Source organism: Microcoleus sp. B9-D4, from assembly GCF_036705105.1.
Taxonomy (GTDB): Bacteria; Cyanobacteriota; Cyanobacteriia; order Cyanobacteriales; family Microcoleaceae; genus Microcoleus.
In genome coordinates this window covers 1-17,332 of record NZ_JAUBTS010000094.1, presented here as the reverse complement: position 1 = coordinate 17,332, position 17,332 = coordinate 1, and the positions used below count along the sequence as shown (strand labels likewise).

19 protein-coding genes and 1 pseudogene are annotated in these 17,332 nt (G+C 46.0%); 9 read left to right on the top strand and 11 right to left on the bottom strand.

Going from position 1 to position 17,332, the window contains the following annotated elements; genetic code table 11:
- Positions 1 to 621 precede the first annotated feature (621 nt).
- Both QUB24_RS31080 and QUB24_RS31075 read right to left on the bottom strand, forming a co-directional pair.
- Positions 622 to 1,311, bottom strand: a complete 690-nt coding sequence (locus QUB24_RS31080; RefSeq protein WP_333157411.1) for a hypothetical protein — start codon at positions 1,309 to 1,311, stop codon at positions 622 to 624.
- 135 nt (positions 1,312 to 1,446) lie between these two features.
- Positions 1,447 to 2,418, bottom strand: coding sequence for a TlyA family RNA methyltransferase (locus QUB24_RS31075; RefSeq protein WP_333157410.1), 972 nt, complete (start codon positions 2,416 to 2,418; stop codon positions 1,447 to 1,449).
- Positions 2,419 to 2,681: 263 nt separating this feature from the next.
- Here QUB24_RS31075 and QUB24_RS31070 point away from each other — a divergent pair, with 263 nt between their 5' ends.
- Complete coding sequence (locus QUB24_RS31070; protein ID WP_333157409.1) at positions 2,682 to 2,879, top strand: hypothetical protein; 198 nt, start codon at positions 2,682 to 2,684, stop codon at positions 2,877 to 2,879.
- A gap of 239 nt (positions 2,880 to 3,118) precedes the next feature.
- Here the strand turns inward: QUB24_RS31070 and apcB are convergent, their stop codons facing one another.
- Complete coding sequence (gene apcB / locus QUB24_RS31065; protein ID WP_333157408.1) at positions 3,119 to 3,628, bottom strand: allophycocyanin subunit beta; 510 nt, start codon at positions 3,626 to 3,628, stop codon at positions 3,119 to 3,121.
- A 339-nt stretch (positions 3,629 to 3,967) separates the two neighbouring features.
- On the opposite strand from apcB, the gene glnA reads away from it, so the two are divergent.
- Positions 3,968 to 5,389, top strand: a complete 1,422-nt coding sequence (gene glnA / locus QUB24_RS31060; RefSeq protein ID WP_333057654.1) for a type I glutamate--ammonia ligase — start codon at positions 3,968 to 3,970, stop codon at positions 5,387 to 5,389.
- Positions 5,390 to 5,498: 109 nt separating this feature from the next.
- Here glnA and QUB24_RS31055 read toward each other — a convergent pair whose 3' ends face one another.
- On the bottom strand, positions 5,499 to 5,939 hold the full coding sequence (locus tag QUB24_RS31055) for a hypothetical protein (RefSeq protein WP_333157407.1): 441 nt from the start codon (positions 5,937 to 5,939) through the stop codon (positions 5,499 to 5,501).
- Positions 5,940 to 6,015: 76 nt separating this feature from the next.
- Between QUB24_RS31055 and QUB24_RS31050 the strand changes: the two genes are divergently transcribed.
- The 4 genes from QUB24_RS31050 (at position 6,016) to QUB24_RS31035 (ending at position 8,477) form a co-directional block, all read left to right on the top strand.
- On the top strand, positions 6,016 to 6,342 hold the full coding sequence (locus tag QUB24_RS31050) for a hypothetical protein (protein ID WP_333098785.1): 327 nt from the start codon (positions 6,016 to 6,018) through the stop codon (positions 6,340 to 6,342).
- 99 nt (positions 6,343 to 6,441) lie between these two features.
- A complete protein-coding gene (locus QUB24_RS31045) occupies positions 6,442 to 6,573 on the top strand; it encodes a hypothetical protein (RefSeq protein WP_333157406.1) in 132 nt (43 codons plus the stop codon).
- A 318-nt stretch (positions 6,574 to 6,891) separates the two neighbouring features.
- Entirely contained in the window at positions 6,892 to 7,797 is a 906-nt protein-coding gene (locus QUB24_RS31040) for a ferritin-like domain-containing protein (RefSeq protein WP_333157405.1), read from the top strand.
- Positions 7,798 to 7,973: 176 nt separating this feature from the next.
- Positions 7,974 to 8,477 carry a YbjN domain-containing protein gene (locus tag QUB24_RS31035; RefSeq protein WP_333157404.1) on the top strand — a complete coding sequence of 168 codons (504 nt, stop codon included), beginning with the start codon at positions 7,974 to 7,976 and terminating at the stop codon, positions 8,475 to 8,477.
- Positions 8,478 to 8,530: 53 nt separating this feature from the next.
- Here QUB24_RS31035 and QUB24_RS31030 read toward each other — a convergent pair whose 3' ends face one another.
- The 3 genes from QUB24_RS31030 to QUB24_RS31020 all read right to left on the bottom strand — a co-directional run bounded on the left by QUB24_RS31030 (position 8,531) and on the right by QUB24_RS31020 (position 11,015).
- Positions 8,531 to 8,989: a divergent PAP2 family protein gene (locus QUB24_RS31030; protein ID WP_333140770.1), complete on the bottom strand. Its 459-nt coding sequence runs from the start codon at positions 8,987 to 8,989 to the stop codon at positions 8,531 to 8,533.
- A gap of 14 nt (positions 8,990 to 9,003) precedes the next feature.
- Positions 9,004 to 9,930, bottom strand: coding sequence for a geranylgeranyl diphosphate synthase CrtE (gene crtE / locus QUB24_RS31025; RefSeq protein WP_333157403.1), 927 nt, complete (start codon positions 9,928 to 9,930; stop codon positions 9,004 to 9,006).
- A gap of 197 nt (positions 9,931 to 10,127) precedes the next feature.
- Positions 10,128 to 11,015 carry a LysR family transcriptional regulator gene (locus QUB24_RS31020; protein WP_333157402.1) on the bottom strand — a complete coding sequence of 296 codons (888 nt, stop codon included), beginning with the start codon at positions 11,013 to 11,015 and terminating at the stop codon, positions 10,128 to 10,130.
- A gap of 111 nt (positions 11,016 to 11,126) precedes the next feature.
- Between QUB24_RS31020 and QUB24_RS31015 the strand changes: the two genes are divergently transcribed.
- Positions 11,127 to 11,615 (top strand): GNAT family N-acetyltransferase, encoded by a 489-nt coding sequence (locus tag QUB24_RS31015; protein ID WP_333157401.1) that lies wholly within the window; start codon positions 11,127 to 11,129, stop codon positions 11,613 to 11,615.
- Between the two features lie 91 nt (positions 11,616 to 11,706).
- Complete coding sequence (locus tag QUB24_RS31010) at positions 11,707 to 12,480, top strand: methyltransferase domain-containing protein (protein WP_333157400.1); 774 nt, start codon at positions 11,707 to 11,709, stop codon at positions 12,478 to 12,480.
- 256 nt (positions 12,481 to 12,736) lie between these two features.
- Here QUB24_RS31010 and QUB24_RS31005 read toward each other — a convergent pair whose 3' ends face one another.
- The 4 genes and pseudogenes from QUB24_RS31005 to folD all read right to left on the bottom strand — a co-directional run bounded on the left by QUB24_RS31005 (position 12,737) and on the right by folD (position 15,989).
- Positions 12,737 to 13,498, bottom strand: coding sequence for a calcium-binding protein (locus tag QUB24_RS31005; protein ID WP_333157399.1), 762 nt, complete (start codon positions 13,496 to 13,498; stop codon positions 12,737 to 12,739).
- Positions 13,499 to 13,893: 395 nt separating this feature from the next.
- Positions 13,894 to 14,082, bottom strand: a pseudogene (locus tag QUB24_RS31000) (bifunctional 5,10-methylene-tetrahydrofolate dehydrogenase/5,10-methylene-tetrahydrofolate cyclohydrolase); the annotation flags it as partial.
- A 151-nt stretch (positions 14,083 to 14,233) separates the two neighbouring features.
- Entirely contained in the window at positions 14,234 to 15,034 is an 801-nt protein-coding gene (locus QUB24_RS30995; RefSeq protein ID WP_333157398.1) for a calcium-binding protein, read from the bottom strand.
- Positions 15,035 to 15,110: 76 nt separating this feature from the next.
- Positions 15,111 to 15,989, bottom strand: coding sequence for a bifunctional methylenetetrahydrofolate dehydrogenase/methenyltetrahydrofolate cyclohydrolase FolD (gene folD, locus QUB24_RS30990; protein ID WP_333157397.1), 879 nt, complete (start codon positions 15,987 to 15,989; stop codon positions 15,111 to 15,113).
- A gap of 221 nt (positions 15,990 to 16,210) precedes the next feature.
- Here folD and QUB24_RS30985 point away from each other — a divergent pair, with 221 nt between their 5' ends.
- Positions 16,211 to 17,254, top strand: a complete 1,044-nt coding sequence (locus QUB24_RS30985; RefSeq protein ID WP_333157396.1) for a tyrosine-type recombinase/integrase — start codon at positions 16,211 to 16,213, stop codon at positions 17,252 to 17,254.
- The last annotated feature ends 78 nt before the right edge of the window (positions 17,255 to 17,332 follow it).

The following is a 17,332-nucleotide window of genomic DNA, read 5'->3' as shown; positions in this document are numbered from 1 at the left end:
AACTCCCTCTCAATGTGAGCGGTGGAGTGATTTAATGCCCTTGATGAGTTGGCAACTCTGGCTGGCTAGGGATTTAGTTAAAGAAAATCGACTGCCTTGGCAATCTGCGGCTCAATCGATTTAACTCCTGGACGTGTTGCCCAATCAATGTTATCAATTTTAGTTGACATTGGTACTCCGACGAAACTACCTAAACCGAGGGGAAAATCTCCTGGTTGGGAAACAGGAAAGGTACGGATATCGGCACCACGATATCCCACTGTCAAAAAACGAGTCTCTCGACGCAAAAAGTCCTCAAGATTAGTTGTTTAATCTCCTCTATTTGGAATTGTTGAGCAATAACTTGCCCGGTGTTGAAAGGCAGGTACTTTTAGATGCGATCGTTTTTTAGTCTAAACTCCAGGATTTTAGATTTGAGATTTGAGATTAAAGAATTGAAGCATTGACTTGCGCGAGAGAAATACGTTCGGCAAGTTTCATCGGATACAGGTTTTTTATTTCTGGGCCCTGAGTCTGCTTTCGGAATGAATCCGGGATCTTGTATCCTGGATGCTTTCGGTCAGAAGAGCGTTATTTCTTAAGAATCGAAGAGCTAGGATCTATCGAAAATCGAAAATCGTATTACCGTCTCGCGATTCTCACACCTTCTCTAAAATGAGCGATGGTCGCAATTACCGCTATAGAAAAGTAAAATATTCTAATCAGCCAAAAACAAACCCGCATTGACCAAGAAACAATAGTCGGAGCAATGCCTGTTAACTGTACAAATCTGGAATTAACTTTTTTTTCAAAGCTGTCAAGGTCTTTCATCTCCGATTGTTTCGTCGGAATAACCGGAAACTGACCAGTATATACGTAATAACCTAGAAAACCAGGCAATCCTACTTTTCTATTCAAAAATGAGTTAGTTAATGTTGCAGTTTGCGCTGGTAATAATTTATCCGATTCCTCGACTTTTTCCAGCCAAGAATTATATCGGATGGCTGGCGTAATCATGAAAACTAAGGGAACTATAACTATCAACAAAGCTGCACTAATTTTGCGACCGTATTGAGGGTGTAGAAGCCTTGTCGCCACACCCACTCCCATACCGATAAATGCAAATATCAATATATTTAACAGTTCAATAATTTCGATGCCCCTCAACAAATCGCCGATAATCAGAATTGTATATAATAATTTGTCAGCTAGTAGCAGAGCCACCCACTTGATCAGCATTGAAACGCCTACAATAGTAGCTAAAATCGCCACATACCCGATGGCACCTAGAACGTAGAGTAAAATCGAACCGGCTTGTTTGAATGATTGCATGGAATTATTCACTCTTGTGAAAGTTGAGGAGTCTGATTGACAAAAAAATATAAATTTTAGAGCAATCTGGAGTTCCAAATTTGATTTTTAAAATTGATTAGTTTGACATCTTGAAATCAATCTACAATCTACAATCTACAATCGATCGACAAGTTCCCGCGCCGCCGCTTTGGTGACTTGTGCGATCCGTTCCTTCACAACATCCTCTTCGATCGCCCTCGGCTCTGGCTCTTGTTCGCGATCGATCCCCAACCATAAAAGATACTCGATATTACCGGCCGGGCCAAGTAAAGGCGACCACGTTAAGCCCCGTTGTTGCCATCCTAAAGCTGTGGCTGCCTTCCACACTTGAAAAATCGCATCGGCTTGAGTTGCTGAGTCTCGCACTACCCCTTTTTTCCCGACTCTCTCGCGCCCTACCTCAAACTGCGGTTTTACCAGCAACACTGCTTCTCGCGGTGGTACCAACAATTCCCACAGCGCCGGTAAAATCTTATCCAAGGAAATAAACGACACATCTACTACCGCCAAATCTGCATAAACCCCTATGGGCAAAGAATCTTGCTCCCCCCCTTGACAAGCGGGGGCTGGGGGGGGTGAATCTTGCTCCCCCCCTTGACAAGCGGGGGGCAACTCTTGCTCCCCCCCTTGACAAGGGGGGGCTGGGGGGGGTGAATTGCCGTAAAGCTCAGTAGCAGTCATGTACCGCAAATTGGTGCGTTCTTTCAAAATTACCCTCGGATCGTTACGCAAGCCCCAATCTGCTTGACCGTAGCCAACATCTACGCCATACACTAGGGCCGCGCCGGCTTGCAGCAGACAGTCGGTAAAACCGCCTGTGGAAATGCCACCGTCGAGACAAATTCTGCCTGCAACGGGAATCGCAAAAACTTCTAAAGCTTTGGCTAATTTGTCACCGCCTCTGGAAACATAGCGCGATCGCTCTTTAATCTGAATTTTTGCTGCAATGTCAACCTCAGTGCCCGGTTTGTCAACTACCTGTTGGTTGATGGAGACTTTCCCAGTCCGAATCAATGCCTGAGCTTGCTGTCTGGAACTGCACAAATCTAGGCTGACCAATAAAGTGTCTAGTCGCTGTTTAGCCAAGGTTTTTAATCTGTACGGATAGGGTTAAGGACAGTACCAGATTAGCACTTACGCACAAGCCCGACTGCTAATTTTTGGCAATTATTTTGGTTTTGAGCTGATCGCGGGGCGATCGCCCCACCTCACATTATGTGACTGAGATCGCTCTGAGTGTGTAGTTGAATCACAGATAAACATCCGTAGAATCACACAATAATTTTGGCTACTAGCGGATGATTTATATGCAGCTAAAAGCACTACAAATACCATCAGGACGATCGACAATGAAAACAATTAACTTTCCTATCAGAAATTCGGGCAATTGTCAAGATAATCCCCTCGCCTTCGTCAGCGGTGACATCATCCACATTCTTTACCCCAATGGCGAAGTAGAAGCAACAACCACCGCACAAATCGATCGGCGCCAAACCAAAAATCCCCTAGACAAATGCCTCGTCTGGGGATGTGTTGACGATTTTTAGCACCAGTTTCAAGAAAGAATGCAATTATAGGGAAGCTCCAAACCCTTAATTCATAAGTCATTCCCAATTATTCAAATTTTTAATCTATAATTTTTAATCTGAAATCTTTAATCTAAAATTGTATAACCCATAAAAAAAGATCGCTTGGAGGCTGTGAGGCCAAAAAAAGCGATCGATCTAACTGCTGCTAACTGCCAGCCACAAGTGCAATTTGCTGCTAAAAGAACTAGCAAATTGACTTAAATATCTTGTTCGCTCAATTCGCGAATCATGTAATCAAAAGGCTGCTCCAAAAAAGGCCCCACAGACAAGCCAGCAGCTTGCACTTGAGCCTTAACCATCTCCTTCATAATGCTAATCCCCATCACCGTCGGGCCAATGGGAACGCTTAGAGAATTGTAAGTTTCTCGCAAACCTTGCAGCACGCGCTCGTCGAGCACGTCGGTACTTCCAGCCACCAGGGCGTAAGTAGCATAGCGCAAGTAGTAGTCCATATCCCGCAGACAAGCCGCGTAGCGACGAGTCGTGTAGGCATTTCCCCCGGGACGGATCAGTTCTGGCTGTTCAGCAAATAGCTGGATACCAGCTTGCTTGACAATTGCCGCAGCATTGCTGTTAATCGCAGCCGCCGCCTGTACCCGTGCCGTGCCCGTTGCAAAATAAGATTTCAACCGATCGATACCATCTCGGTCTAAATACCTACCAGCAACATCATAATTTTCAATCAGGCTCGTCACTGCATCGCGCATAAGTTTCTCTCCCAAAAATCTTTATCAATACTTTGCTATCTGAGACAGACCGCCTATTGTAGACTACTACAAATCGGCGTTTGATTAAGATTTGAGATAGGATTTTCACCAAGGGTAGTCTATCCGCGGCAAACTGTCGTAAAATTCAGCCGTTTGCCTTTATGTTCAGCCGACAAATAATCCACAGGGCAAGAATCTCGAACTGCCCGACCGCACTGGGCCGCTATTTCAAAATTTTGTAGCCATAGATACAAAATAGTGGATACTGAAGGCCTACGATCGCCCAAACAGTCTGAAATCGGCCGATCGCCAAGACACAACCAATATCAGGAGTAAGTCATGTTCCAGACACCCCAAGAAGCCTTAAACTACATACAAGAAAATAAGATCCAGATCGTTGACCTCAAATTCATCGATATGCCGGGGATCTGGCAGCACCTTTCCCTGTACCACGACCAAATCGACGAAACCGCATTCACAGACGGCGTACCCTTCGACGGTTCCAGCATTAGGGGCTGGAAAGCCATCAACGAATCAGACATGACGATGGTCATCGATCCGACCACCGCTTGGATGGACCCGTTCATGGCAGAACCGACCATCAGCTTCATTTGCAGCATCAAAGAACCTCGCACCGGCGAACCGTACAGTCGCTGTCCCCGCACCATTGCCCAAAAAGCCATAGACTACTTGCTTTCGACCGGTCTCGGCGATACAGCATTCTTTGGCCCGGAAGCAGAATTCTTTATTTTTGACGACGTTCGCTTCGACCAAACCCAAAATTCCGGCTACTATTACGTAGATTCGATCGAAGGTCGTTGGAATTCCGGCAAAGAAGAAGCAGGCGGCAACCTCGGCTATAAACCGCGTTACAAAGAAGGTTATTTCCCAGTAGCACCAACCGATACCTCACAAGACATGAGAACGGAAATGCTGCTGACAATGGCAAAATGCGGCGTACCCATCGAAAAGCACCACCACGAAGTCGCCACCGGCGGTCAATGCGAACTCGGTTTCCGTTTTGCCACTTTAGTACAAGCCGCCGACTACTTGCTGACTTACAAATACGTCATCAAAAACGTCGGCAAAAAATACGGCAAAACCATCACCTTCATGCCCAAGCCGCTGTTTAACGACAACGGTTCCGGGATGCACGTTCACCAGTCGATTTGGAAAGACGGTCAACCTCTATTTGCAGGCGATCAATATGCTGGTTTCAGTCAAATGGGACTGCATTACATCGGCGGCATTCTCAAGCACGCACCGGCACTTTTGGCAATCACCAACCCCACGACCAATTCCTACAAGCGTTTAGTTCCGGGCTTTGAAGCCCCTGTAAACTTAGCTTACTCTCAAGGGAATCGATCGGCATCAGTGCGGATTCCGTTGTCGGGAACCAACCCCAAAGCCAAGCGCTTAGAATTCCGCTGTCCCGATGCCACATCCAACCCCTATTTAGCATTTGCAGCCATGCTGTGCGCCGGCATAGACGGCATCAAGAATCAAATCGATCCGGGCGAACCTTTGGACGTGGATATCTACGACCTTTCCCCTGAAGAATTGAGCAAAATTCCTTCAACTCCCGGTTCCTTGGAAGGCGCTTTAGAAGCTTTAGAAAAAGACCACAGTTTCTTAACTGAAACCGGCGTATTTACCGAAGACTTCATCCAAACCTGGATTTCCTACAAACTCGACAATGAAGTCAACCCAATGCGGTTGCGTCCTCACCCCTACGAGTTTGCTCTCTACTACGACTGTTAGAAAATTAACAATTAAAAATTAAAAGTTAAAACTGGTAATTATACCATTCTTAACCTGTGATTTTTAATTAATAAGAACGCCGCCCTTAAAAGCGGCGTTCTTTTTGAGTTTAGAACTTCTGGATCAGCGCCCAGACTCTCCCGTTACCCGACACTATCTGGGCAACGCTGTTAGTAGTAGGGCCCATTGTAGCCTCAGAGACATCCTCTACAGCCCATTTATTTGCTTTCTCATCCACAATAAACAAATCGTCAGCGGTAGTGCCTTCCTGAACCCGATATATCTTATTCAGAATGAAACGCTGCCGCGCCTCAGCTTTTGGTATTCCAACCACATCATCTGGATCGATAGAGATGGCACTGCCTTCTTTTAATGTACCTTTCGAGTTGCTTAAATTGCGCTCTACCCCTTGAGCAACCCGCACGCTGTGAAGGTGCAAACCAGGCTCAGTCTCAGAGATATTCCAGACAGCAGCTAGGGCCCCACTTTTTCCCGAACCGAGAACCGCTGCACTAATAGTAAAAATTAGCAAAAAATTGAAATAATTCACCGTATTTATGCTCCTTTGTTTGTGAGGTGCTGCACTCATTCTAAATTAGCAATTAGCAATTAACAATGACCAAACGATGTCCGATATTTTTGTGATGATCCGCAATCAGAGTAACGTCGCCATGACTTCAGTTGACGGCATTGCGTTTGTCACTTTACTAACTCAAGAAGGACGAGTGCTGGCAGAGGAGACAGTTGACCTGTTTGAGGCTGATGTGAATTTTGATAACTTGAAGCAGGGAAAATATACTGTAGTTGTCAGGCACGAAGGCGTTGAACCTCGATCAGCAACTTGTAGTGTTACAATCACCGATGAAGATAAAGTAATCATGCTGACATTTGTTTACTTGGAGCTAGAACGGGTGCTGCTGGGCATTCAAACTTCAACAGAAGAAAGACTATGACCGTGAAAGTTACTCCACCAAATTCAATTAAAATGTTTCGCCCTGCGAGTACATTTCTTGCCAAAAGACCTCTGGAGGGAAAAAAACCCGATTTGTCGGATGAATCTGGCTTTACAGTTAGCTGATGTGGCGACAACTCTGGCTAGGTTGGAAGTAGAAGAGGCGCGAAAATTTCAACAAGAGTCTGCTAGTGTTGAGGCCCAAGACTCGACGGAACCTGACAAGTTTTGAGTGTATGAGGTTGCTTTGTGTGCTCCGCGCAACCCTTGCGTGATAGCAGTTTAAAAAACTAACGTAACTGTAGAAAAGCTCCAAACCCTGATATTCAGGAGTCATTTTTAATCTAAAATCTAAAATCTAAAATCTAAAATCTAAAATGGTATGACTCGCAACTCAAAACTATTGTCATTGGTTGAGCTAGTAAAAAAAATTGTCTGTATAAAATTGAATCTCCGTGCTAAACAATAACTTTCTGCCTTGGGAGGTAATTGGTTGTCGAAAAAACTGCGTTACACTTATACAAGTATCTTTACAAAACAACATAAAACCATGACTGTTGCCTATCCCCGCAAGCTTCGCAACGCAATGGGAGCGCGCGAAATTTTAGCTAATGTAGTGCGCGATCGCGAAATTCACCTGATCACCCTCAACCGCTACCGCTACAGCGAACAGCGCAGTTGCAAAGACCTCACCGACTTGATCGAACGGCTAGACGGGGAACCGGCCGAACTCGTGCGCGACCTTTCTCGGCACATTTCCGACGAAGCGCGGCACGCCATGTGGCTCACCGACTTGCTGGTAGACCTCGGCCAAAATGTGGGAACGCCGCCGGGAGTCTCCTATATTGACGAATTTGAAAGGTTGCTCGACAGCGAACAAAAAGACCCCACCCAAGACCGCGAAGACTTTGTAATTTCTTCCCTCGCTGCTATTAACGTCACCGAGAAGCGGGGCTGCGAGTATTTCTCAGCCCACATCCACGCCCTCAAACAGGCTCCCCAAACAGACGAAAACGTCAAAATCCGCGAAACTATCGAAAAGATTTTTCCAGAAGAAGCTGGTCACGTCCGCTGGGGCAACCGCTGGCTCGGCTCTATAGCTGCCAAAAGCCCGGAACACCGCCAGAAGGTGGAACAGGCAAAGCGCAAGTATGTGGCGATCGAACAAGCAGCATTTGAATCGGGAATGGATATCATGCTGGGGGCAGAACTCCGCCGCGTCACCCGCCTCGTGGATATTGCCAACACCATGCCGATGTGGGAACGCCCGCAATACCTGATGGAACGCTTGCCCAGAACCCTCCTGGCCCCGGATCTGCAAATGACCAGAGTCGATGTAGCTCAGCGCGCCTGGAACCGCGACCCCCAGGCATTTGTGGAGAAATTGGTGCCGATGTTCCTCAACGGCTTGAATAACATTGAGAAGAAGGCGGCGGCGACTAAGCCCAAGGCTTAAAAACGATCGCGCACCTGCTTGAAACCGCTTTGCCAGTCAAACTTGCGTCTGCCTCCGCAAACAAGCGAGATATACTGGTTCCTTGGCATAGCCTCGGAACCAGTTATTTAAAATCATAATTTTAAGCTTTAGCCAGTAAACTGATTATTGGAATAGTTTTCCATCTAAATATAATTATGACTACCAGCGAGCCGAACATACAAACAGCTTCCGCAGAAAGCCTATCGAGTGAAAGCGCGATCGCCTCCGAGCAGGTCGAAAAAGCCACAGCCGTCACCTATGCAGAAGAAATTGAAACTGTCATCGCCAGCATGGCTGTAGACCAAAAAGTGATGGTCGGTCAAAATGAAGCTGGCGGACATCTTTGGAAGTTTAAGTACGGCAGTGTTGAAGTGTTCGTGCAACTCACCGGCGACACCGAAGATGATACTTTGACTGTTTGGGCTTTTGTACTGCAGTTGCCGGCGAAGAATGAAGCTCAATTAATGCGGAAACTTCTAGAAATGAATTGGCTGTCTACTTTGGAATCTCATTTTGCGATTGTTGACAATCAAGTTGCGGTAGTATCGACTCGGACGATCGCCGAAATCTCGACGGGGGAAATTTCCCGGGTTATTACTATTGTCGCCACGATCGCCGATGACAACGACGACCTGCTGCAAGCAGAATTCGGTCAGTAGTCATTAGTTAACAGTTAACAGTCAACAGTTAACAGTTAACAGTTAACAGTTAACTAATATGCAGGCCCTGCGATCCAAGCAATAGTGATTCCCAGCCCCAAACCTACAAGCACTTGAAAAGGAGTGTGTCCCAGCAACTCTTTCAGGCGAGCCTCATTAAGGTTGTGATCTTCCTCAAAAAACTCGTCAATAATTTGGTTGAGGATGCGAGCTTGCTTGCCTGCTGCTTGGCGGACGCCTGCTGCGTCGTACATGACAATAATTGCAAAGATCGCAGCGATCGCAAACTCTGGACTTTCCCATCCCATCGTTTGTCCCACTCCAGCAGCCAAAGCGCCCACAAAAGACGAGTGAGCGCTGGGCATTCCCCCCGTTGTTACCAAATACCGAAGATTAAACTTGCGATTTTTGACCAACTCGATCGGCAACTTCATGATCTGAGCCGCCAGACAAGCGATCAAAGCAACCACGAGTACATGATTGTTTAAAATGCCGCTGCAAATTTCCTGCATAGTGTTTAGTCTTTCTAGTTACTGCGGCTGGTAATATAATCGGCGATCGCCAGCAGCGGTAGAGCTTTGCTCCCAAACACTGCCAATTGAGCCTTAGCATCAGCAACAAGCTGCGAAGCTTGGCGCCGAGACTCCTCAATTCCCCACAAACTCGGATAAGTGACTTTTCCTGCTTGAACATCTTTGCCAGCAGTTTTGCCCAGTTCTTCTTGGGTAGCAGTAATATCCAGAATGTCGTCAATTATCTGGAAAGCCAGCCCAATATTTTGAGCGAAACGAGACAGCCGCTGCAAATCGGCAGCCGAGGCCCCAGCCAAAATTGCCCCACAAACTACGCAAGCCTCTAACAGCGCGCCTGTTTTGTGAGCGTGAATGTAATTCAAAGTTTCCAGAGAAACATCTGTCTTTCCTTCCGATTCCAAATCAACCACTTGACCGCCTACGAGTCCAGCAGCACCCGATGCCCGCGCCAAATGGGCGATCGTCTTCAACACCTGCTGGGGGGGTACGTTCTCAGTTTTAGTGGCGATAAATTCAAAAGCATAGGTCAACAAACCATCGCCAGCCAAAATGGCGATATCATCGCCGTAGACTTTGTGGTTCGTCAGTTTGCCACGCCGGTAGTCGTCATTGTCCATTGCCGGCAAATCGTCGTGAATCAGCGACATCGTGTGGATCATTTCCAAAGCGCAAGCTGTCGGAATTGCCATAGATGTAGTGCCGCCGACCATTTCGCAGCTAGCGAGACACAGGATCGGACGCAGGCGCTTGCCCCCCGCTAGCAGCGAGTAGCGCATTGCTTCGTAGATTTTCTCTGGGTAGATGACCGGGAGTGCACTGTCGAGAGCTACCTCGATCGCCTCTTTTCGCTTGACTAGATAAGCAGATAAATCGAAAGAGGATTCCGGTTGGGACGAACCCATTTCTGTTGCCAATACCATCCCTTGCTCTCTTGTACTGAATAGTTATGTGGGATATTGTGAGCCGTTGGGGTCGCATCGTACCGACTTTTACGGCAGCAGTTGCTCGAACTCCGAGCATCAATTAATCATTCTACGGGTGTTGTTGCACAGAAAATCTTTGAGTTTTAATAACTTTGTCAAATTACCAGTCAATCTAAAATTTACAATCTCAAATCTCAAATCTCAAATCTGCTAATGTGTCTGGCGACTTCCAAAAACCGCTGCACCGCAGCCGTTGGATCGCTGCGCCAAATTAGAGCGATCGCCACAATGCAGGTTGATTCTGGTAACGCTTTGTAAACAACCCCGCTGCGGTGGAAATTTTGCATCGACTCAGGGACGATCGCCACTCCCATCTCGGCGGCTACCAGACTCACAATGGTTTGCATTTGAATTGCTTCTTGAGCTGCGATCGGGCTAAAACCTGCTTGTTGACAAAGACTGACGATCGCATCGTACAATCCCGGAGCCTGGGAACGCGGAAACAAAATGAACGGTTCCGTGGAAAGTTCACGTAATTCCACCTTCGTGCGATCGGCCGCCGGATGCGTTTCTGGCAATGCCACGATCAGCGGTTCTCGAAAAACGATTTCAGAATTTATCCCGTCTTCCTCAACCGGAGGACGCACGAAGCCGATATCAATTTGCCCGAACCGCAGCCGCTGCAACTGTTCGTTTGTGGTCAGTTCGTGCAGATCGAGCTTAACGGCGGGACACCGAGTGCGAAACGCCTGCAAAATCGCTGGAACCACGTTGTGTGCGGCAGAACTCACAAAGCCGATCGTCAGTTGGCCGAGTTCGCCCCGACTGGTTTGTCTGCCGAGTTGAATTGCTCGATCGACTTGCTGCAGAATTTTCCCGGCTTCCTCAAAAAAAACCTGTCCCGCAGCCGTTAACTGCACCGTCCGCTTGGTGCGGCGAAACAGTTGAAACCCCAACTCTGCCTCCAAATGCTGGATTTGTTGGCTCAGCGGTGGTTGGGCAATATGCAGTTTTTCGGCTGCACGAGTGAAATTCAATTCCTCTGCAACTGCAATGAAATAACGCAAATGCCTAAGTTCCATAGCTCCCCAATCATTTATATTTTAAAAGTATAAGTGGTTAGTTAAACATATATTGGACATTTATGAAGACATTTCATACAGTGATTAATAGGCGACATTGAGAATTAAACAATGGCTAATTTGGATATCAAAATTAGAGAAGCAGAGCTGGCAGATTTGGAATTGATTTTGGCTTTTATTTCGCAAAAAAGCGAGTTTGATGGCTCTAAAAACCTGTTAACAGCAACAGCAGATAAATTGCAGGAAACGTTGTTTTGCCAGCCTCCGCTAGTGCGGGTTTTGTTGGCTGAAGTTGCGGGAAAAGCGGTAGGATTTGCTCTTTTTCATTCCTCCTATTCAAGTCTTTTGGCGCAGCCTTGCCTTTGGCTTGATGATTTATTTGTGCAAGCTCATTTTCGCGGTATGGGAGTCGGGACAGCGCTGTTAAAGTATTTGGCACAAATTGCTGAGTCCACAAATTGCGGGCGGATTGAATGGACTGTTAATACTGGCAATGCGCCTGGTATTGCTTTTTATGAAAAGCAGGGAGCGCGGATTTTGGAAAATATTAGGGTTTGCCGAATCGAGGGAAGTGCGATCGCCCAACTCGCTAACAAATAATTTGATGGGTTTTGTGAAAAAGGTTTTTTTTATTAACCGCAGAGAACACAGAGAACACAGAGAAAGAGAAGACAGATTTAGGGTAGTTATCATGGCACAAAATTCTTGGAATACCGCTCTTTATGAGAAAAATCATGCTTTTGTTTGGCAGTACGGTGAATCGCTTTTGGAGTTACTAGATCCGAAGGCTGGTGAACAAATTCTGGATTTGGGCTGCGGTACGGGACAGTTAACTGAAAAGATTGCTCAAAGGGGTGCTTTTGTGCAAGGTATTGATTCCTCTTTGTCGATGATTTCCACGGCAAAGGTTAACTATCCTCACATTAACTTCGCTGTCGCAGATGCGAGGAGTTTTCAAGTAGAAGAGCCGTTAGATGCTGTGTTTTCTAATGCGGTTTTACACTGGATTAAACAGCCGGATGCTGCGATCGATTGTGTGGCAAAAGCGCTGAAGCCGGGAGGGCGTTTTGTGGCTGAGTTTGGCGGTAAGGGGAACGTGGGGGCGATCGTCCGGGCACTTTTGAGTGTTTTGTCAGAAATTGGCTGCGAGGAGCCTGAAGCGCTTAATCCTTGGTATTTTCCGAGTATTGGCGAGTATGCTGGGCTTCTGGAAAAGCAGGGATTTGATGTGGGTTATGCGGTTTTGTTTGATCGACCGACTCCCCTAGAAGGTGGCAGCGCGGGTATGGTAAATTGGATTGAGATGTTTGCTGGCGGGTTTTTGTGGGGGCTGTCTGATGATGTGCGATCGCAGGTAATTAACGCAGTTGCAGAGCGTTTGCGATCGGCGCTGTACCGCGATGGTAATTGGATTGCAGATTATCGGCGAATTCGCGTTGTTGCTGTCAAGGACTCCTCACGGTAAATCATAGTGATTAGTGATGTCGATCGGATATTGAAAGCGCTACTACACCAACTTTCGCCCACTCCAAGCGGAATCAAAGAGTAAGCAATTTTACAAGACTTACGCTGCATAGTCAAATTTTACACTGCTCATAGTAGTAAGGTGCGTATTTCGCACCCTACTACTCGCGTTTCTGCGTAACTCCTGTAAATATTAGGAGTTAATTTGTGCCTAACAAAATGATAAGTTTGTCAGCTTACCACTGATTGTCCTGAACTTAGAAACCCTGAACGGAAACAATCCTGCTTTGTAGTTCATTAGGCGTTACATCGCCTACCAAACCTAAAATCGCGTTAGAATTTCTAACTCTGATTAGAGTTCCTGAAGCAGGGCCGCTCAATTCGCTGGTCAGCTCTGGAGGGAGGACTTGTAGTAAAGCTTGTGGGAAGTCGAACCTATATGTTACTGTCACATCCTCTACCGGCTCCAACACTATATCATTGACCGTTAAGCCACTCGCTAATCCCATGCGATCTACATCAGGATCAAAACCTGCGATCAGATCACTAGAATTGATATCTGTAGTGGCAGGATCTATTCCCAGAACGCATAAATTATTGCCCAACTCACAAAGTAACAAGTCTGTGCCCAAGCCACCAACCAGAGTGTTATTCCCATCTTGGCCGTCTAAAACATCATTGCCTCTACCCCCAAATAAAATATCATCGCCAGCTTCTCCACGAAAAAAATCAGCATCTAGACCACCACTGAGGCAGTCATTTCCATCAGATCCATTCAGGAAATCTCTTCCTTTTCCCCCAAATACAGAATCGTTGCCTGCAAAACCTGTGAGAAAATCTTCCCCTTCATTTCCCAGGATTAACTCGCTAGCCCCTGAGCCATTTACTGTATCGTTGCCATCGAGGGCCCAAGCTCCTAAAGGGAAGTTGTTTAGATCTCCAGGAGTAAGTTGAATTCCTTCTGAGGTGTTGTCACCAATTAAGCGCACTATCCCTGACCCATCTGGTTTTAAAGCCATAGCTAAAATCCTTGTCTGTTGGTAGATTACTAACCGATACTTTTTTGCTAACATTTGCTAACAAATACATAAGTTGAGATCCGATCTCAAACCTTGCGCGTATCAACCGATGCCCGTAGAATTTTCTACAAGCACTTATATTCTTGCCTTCAGCTTGGTTATCGCTTACAGCTATTAGCCAATCTGATTATTTGCTTTGATAATGTAGAGGCAACTTATTTATATAGCGGTTGCGTACTACCAAGGTTTTTCACCTACATTTGAGTGGCTAAATTCATTCTATATGACATGAAGACCAGAAGGCAAATGTAAGTGATTGTTAGCAAATGTCAGAAAAAGTCTTACTGTTAATCAACCCTACTTGAGCCAATAGTGGCTCACAAGTTGGCACTAATTCAATTAGAACCGTATTCAATATAACTCGAAACGGTATTTTCCAAAAGCATTGCAACAGTCATCGGCCCGATTCCTCCCGGCACCGGCGTGATAAATTCGGCTACTGTTTTAACAGCATTAAAATCAACATCTGGGGCCACACGACTCGTACCGTCTGGATTGACGAGGCGGTTGATACCGACATCAATATAATAGTAATTTTTTACACAACCGATAGTATTAAGGTGCGTATTTCGCACCCTACTACTAGCATTTCTGCGTAAGCCCTGTAAATATCAGCAGTTAATTTGTGGCTAACAATATGAGAAGTTTGTCATGCCACCAGTGATTATCCTGAACTTAGAAACCCTGAACGGAAACAATGCTGCTTTGTAGTTCATTAGGGGTTACATCCTGTACAAAACCTAAAATCGCGTTAGAATTTCTGACTCTGATTAGAGTTCCTGAATAAACTCCCGTAATTCCGCTTCTGGGTTGAGTTCCTGAAGCAGATCCACTTGCGCCGGCCGGACCTGGAGCGAGTAATGGTTGTAAAGCTTGCGGCCCATCGAACGTATATGTTAATGCCACATTCTGTACCGGCTCCAACACTATATCATTGACCGTTAAGTCACTCGCTAATCCAATGCGATCTAAATCAGGATCAAAACTTTCGATTATATCACTAGAATTGATATCTGTAGTGGCAGTATCTATTCCCAGAACGCATAAATTATTATTGCCAAACCCACACTCGAAGAAGTCTCTGCCCAAGCCGCCAACCAGAGTGTTATTCCCCTCTCCGTCGGATAACAAATCATTGCCTCTCCCCCCCAATAAAATATCATCGCCAGCGCCTCCAAGAAGCCTATCAGCATCTAGACCACCACTGAGGGAGTCATTCCCCTCCCCTCCAAACAAGGCATCTCTTCCTTTTCCCCCAAATACAGAATCGTTGCCTGCAAAACCTCCGAGAATATCTTCCCCTTCATTTCCCAGGATTAACTCGCTAGCCCCTGAGCCATCTACTGTATCGTCGCCATCGAGCGCCCAAGCTCCTAAAGGGAAGTTGGTTAGATCTCCAGGAAAAAGTTGAATGAATTCCGAGGTGTTGTCGCCAATTAAGCGCATTATCCCTGACGCATCCGGTTTTAAAGCCATAGCTAAAATCTTTGTGTGTTGATAGATTTCTAAGCCTACTAATTGAGCTAATACTGGCTCACAAGTTGGTCAAAATTCAATTAGAACCGTATTCAATATAACTCGAAACGGTATTTTCCAAAAGCATGGCGACAGTCATTGGCCCGATTCCTCCCGGCACCGGAGTGATAAATTCGGCTACTGTTTTAACCGCATCAAAGTTCACATCTCCGGCTAAACGACTCGTACCGTCTGGATTGACGACGCGGTTGATACCGACATCAATTACTACTGATCCAGGTTTAACCATGTTAGCTGTAATCATTTCTGTGCGGCCGACTGCGGCTATTAGAATATCGGCTTGATTGGTAATCGATTCTAGGTTTTGCGTCCGAGAATGAGCTACAGTAACAGTGCAGTCGGCTTCTAATAGCATCAGCGCCATCGGTTTACCTACCAAAATACTCCGTCCCAAAACAACGGCATTTTTTCCTTTTAAATCAATCTGGTATTCCTGCAATAACCGCATCACTCCGGCGGGAGTACAACTCCGCAAACCTTGCTCCCCGCGCACGAGACGGCCTAAATTTACAGGGTGAAGTCCGTCAGCATCTTTGTCGGGAGCAATTTGATACAGCAGCGAAATTGCATCTAAGTGTTCTGGTAGCGGTAATTGAACTAAAATGCCGTCTACTCGATCGTCCTCGTTGAGTCCACCAATTGCAAGTTCTAGTTCGGCTTGAGTAGCGTTTGCGGGGTAATGCTGACCGAAGGAAGTTATGCCAACCTTAGCGCAGGCTCGCTCTTTGTTGCGAACATAGGCTGCGCTGGCCGGGTTGTCCCCTACCATCAGCACCGCAAGTCCCGGAGGACGCCCCTTTTGGGGTTGTAGGGCGCGGACTCGATCGCTCAGCTCGCTTTGAATCTTTGTCGCTAAAGCTTTGCCATCTAGTATTTGAGCAGTTTTGGCATCCATTGTAGACTCTGGGTTAGGGGCTGACGATTTTAGATTTTAGCTTAATCCCCGTCAAGGACTACACTAGAGAAATTTCTTACTTGCGATCGATTCTGGGGATTCTGTTAAAGTAAGTCGTATCTCAAATCTCAAATCAGTTGACCAATGACCAAGTACGCTGCTGAACTGAAGCTAGCTGCACCTATCCCTGAACCGGAACCTGAAATGACGGTAGGGGCAATGTGGGAGGACTACTTAATCTGGAAGCAACCGCAGTTAGAGCCAACAACATACAAGCAAGTTTTGCGAAAACATATACCAACATTCTCAAGGGGCGCAAGTGGGACAAAAAAAAGTCTACATACTCTACCCTTGAGGATGTTGTTTGGGATATGAGGGTAGGTGATTTAACTATTGTTGACAAACTTTTGATATTTCCAGTTTGTTCACAAAACAGAAAACTGGTTTTAGCAGCACTGTCAGAGGCTTTTTTACGCTTACAGTCTCAAGGCAAGACAAAACTCACGGCTAACCCGTTTGTACTGCCTACTGGTGTCACTAAAAGTAAAACTGATAAGTACAAGTCAACAATTAATGCCGATGGAACAGTGCAGCCGTGGTATGAAATACAAGATACAGAAACTAATCCCTCGGAGCGCGATAGACGTGCTTTCACCAAGGAAGAGCGAGATATCATCATCAGGGCTTTCTACGAGTCTAACAAGTCTAATGTACGTCAAGCTGCACCTTTAATTGAATTCCTATTTCTAACAGGGTGTCGCAGTGGAGAAGCTTTTGCACTTACTTGGAACAACATCAGGTTCGACAGAAATCAAATCGTCATTCACAAATCGTATGCTGGCAGTATCAAGCAAGTAAAGGCTACCAAAAACAGTGACACACGATTATTCGTTATGTATCCAAGACTGCGAGATTTGTTACTGAGAATTAAGCCTGCAAGTGTTAATCCAGCAAGCTTGATATTTATGGATGTTTTCGACAACATTTTTAATAGTGGAACACTAGGCAATATATGGCTAGGTAACAGCGTTAAAGATGCCGACGGAAATACGATTAAATATCCCGGTGTAGTTACTCAGTTAGTAGAGTCTGGTGCGATAAGCTGTTATCTTTCTCCTTACCACACCCGTCATACGTTTATCACTTTACAAGCGCGAGCAGGTGTTGACTTGGTAATGCTTGCCGGAATATGCAGCACGGGAGTCGATGTAATCATGAAACATTACTTGGAGCACGACAAATCAGCGACACCGCTAAACATTTAACCCAGAAGTGTTGAATGATAGGAAAAAATTGCTAAAATTGGCAGAGCAATGTATAATTGCAGAGTTATAAATTATTAA